The organism is Streptomyces niphimycinicus (genome assembly GCF_018883605.1).
GTDB lineage: Bacteria > Actinomycetota > Actinomycetes > Streptomycetales > Streptomycetaceae > Streptomyces > Streptomyces niphimycinicus.
On the sequence record NZ_JAHLEM010000795.1, the window covers coordinates 1 to 2437 of the forward strand.

The window sequence follows — 2437 nt, forward strand, 5'->3', positions numbered from 1 at the left end:
CGGGCCGATCTGGAGAGCCTCGCGGACCTCTTCGGGATTGTAGGGCTGCTGGCCCTCGAAGCCGTTGAGGGCGATGACGAAGGGCAGTCCGGAGTTCTCGAAGTAGTCGACCGCGGGGAAGCAGTCGGCGAGCCGGCGGGTGTCGACCAGCACCACGGCGCCGATCGCGCCACGCACCAGGTCGTCCCACATGAACCAGAAGCGGTCCTGACCCGGCGTGCCGAACAGATACAGGATGAGATCGTCGTCGAGCGTGATGCGGCCGAAGTCCATCGCCACGGTCGTCGTGGTCTTGTCCTGGACGTGGCTCAGATCGTCGATCCCCGCCGAGGCGGAGGTCATCACGGCTTCGGTGCGCAGCGGGTTGATCTCCGAGACCGCGCCGACGAACGTGGTCTTGCCCACGCCGAAACCGCCCGCCACCACGATCTTCGCCGAGGTGGTCGCGCGGGCGGGGGGAGCGCCGCTAGAGCTTGCGAAGTCCACTGAGCACCCTTTCGAGCAGTGTCACATCCGGGGTACCGCCCGCTTCCGAACCGCCCCCGGGCTGGTGGATCGCCACCATGCCGGCCTCTGCCAGGTCCGCCACCAGGATCCGGGCCACACCCAGGGGTATGTTCAGCAGCGCCGAGACCTCGGCGACCGACTTGACCTCCTGGCACAGATGGCAGATCCGCTGGTGCTCGGGGAGCAGCCCCTGTAGATGCACGGGGTCGGCCGTGGTGCTGACCAGCGCCTCGATGGCGAGCTGGTAGCGCGGCCGGGTCCGGCCACCGGTCATGGCATACGGGCGCACCAATGGCTGGTCGCCTTCACCCCCGTACGGCGATTGGTGATGGCCGCCGTACGGGCCGGGCGAGGCGGGGGGCGGGGTCATGGATCCTCCGGTCGGACAACAAGGTGACGGGCGTGCCGTCGGTCGGTGCCGGTGGGGGCCCGCCGGCCGTGCGGCCGGGGGGACAGGCGTCGGATGGTCGATGGATCAGTTCAACAGGCTGCCCTGGAGCTCGGCACGCAGGTCCGGAGTGAGGACATTGCCCGCGCGGTCGACCAGCAGGGCCATCTCGTAGCCGACGAGGCCGATGTCGCACTCGGGGTGTGCGAGCACGGCGAGGGAGGAGCCGTCGGAGATGGACATGATGAAGAGAAAGCCTCGTTCCATTTCGACGACGGTCTGGTTGACCATGCCGCCTTCGAAGATGCGGGAGGCCCCGGCGGTGAGCGAGGTCAGGCCGGAGGCCACCGCCGCCAATTGATCGGCTCGGTCACGGGGGAAGCCTTCGGACATCGCCAGAAGGAGTCCGTCGGCGGAGACCACGACCGTGTGGGACACCCCGGGGGTGTTGTCCACGAAGTTCGTGATCAACCAGTTCAGATTCTGCGCCGCCTGGCTCATCGGGCTCAACTAACGCTCCTGCTGGTAAGTCGGGCCAATGCCGCGATCATGGTTGTCGCCGTATCCGGTACCGGCCCGGCGACCCTGCTGAATTCCACGGCGGAGATTGGTCAGCCTGCCGCGTACATCATCGGGCGCGCGGGACACCTGCGGCCCAGCCTGGTCGGGCTGGGGCTGGTGTGCGGCACCCTCCACGAGGTTTGCGCGCGGCACCCGCCGTGGCAACCCGGACGACGTGATACCGCCGGCCGCCGGTTCGCGGACCTGTTCGGCGCGGCGCCAGCGCTCGTCGTTGTGGGGCGACGTACGCCAGTGGGAACCCGTGTTCCGGCCGTTGAGGCCGGCCCCGTCGGTGCCGCCGGGGCCCGCCGCGGCGCCCGATCCGGCGAAGTCGCCCGTGCTCTGGGCATCGGGGAAGTCGCCCATGCCCTGGGCCGCCGGCAGCGGCTCGTGGGCCGAGGGCGGCGGTACGGCGGAGGCGGGCCGACCGGGCGTGGGCTCGGGGACGGACGGCGCGGACGGATATGACCGGCCATCGTCCTGGGGGCCCGATATGCCCGGGTTCTCGTCCTGGTTGAGATGCCAGGACGACTCGATGGTGTCGAAGATCGGCGTACGGCCGTCACCGGGTCCGGCGGGCGGCAGCGGATTGTTCGGGCGCCCACCGGGCCGGCCCTGGGAACCCTGGGGCTGCGGGTACTCACCGGTGCCACCCATGTCGGGGCGGGCGTACTCGCCGGTGTCGCCCATGTTCGGGCGGGGGAATTCGCCGGTGTCGCCGGGGCCGCTCATCGCGGGGCGCTGGTACTCGCCGGTGTCGCCCATGTTCGGGCGGGGGAATTCGCCGGTGTCGCCCGGGCCGCCCATGTTCGGACGCGGGAACTCGCCCGTGTCCCCGGGGCCGCGGCCGCCGCGCGGGGCGGCGTCCTCGAACCGGGGCTGGGCGTACTCACCGGTGTCACCCGGGCCCTGGCCGAGCTCCGGACGGGCGAACTCGCCGGTGTCGCCGGGGCCGCGGTCGTAGTCGGGCCGGTTGAACTG

The 2437-nt window shown here is 70.8% G+C and carries 3 protein-coding genes and 1 pseudogene; all 4 read right to left on the reverse strand.

The window, feature by feature from the left end; all coding sequences use genetic code 11:
* Positions 1–486, reverse strand: a 486-nt coding sequence (locus tag KN815_RS42825) for a GTP-binding protein (protein ID WP_216347168.1), incomplete at its 3' end; no start/stop codon positions are given.
* Positions 467–877: a DUF742 domain-containing protein gene (locus KN815_RS42830; RefSeq protein ID WP_014055140.1), complete on the reverse strand. Its 411-nt coding sequence runs from the start codon at positions 875–877 to the stop codon at positions 467–469. The genes KN815_RS42830 and KN815_RS42825, both read right to left, overlap by 20 nt.
* A gap of 105 nt (positions 878–982) precedes the next feature.
* On the reverse strand, positions 983–1396 hold the full coding sequence (locus KN815_RS42835; protein WP_093464907.1) for a roadblock/LC7 domain-containing protein: 414 nt from the start codon (positions 1394–1396) through the stop codon (positions 983–985).
* Between the two features lie 9 nt (positions 1397–1405).
* Positions 1406–2437, reverse strand: a pseudogene (locus KN815_RS42840) (histidine kinase); the annotation flags it as partial.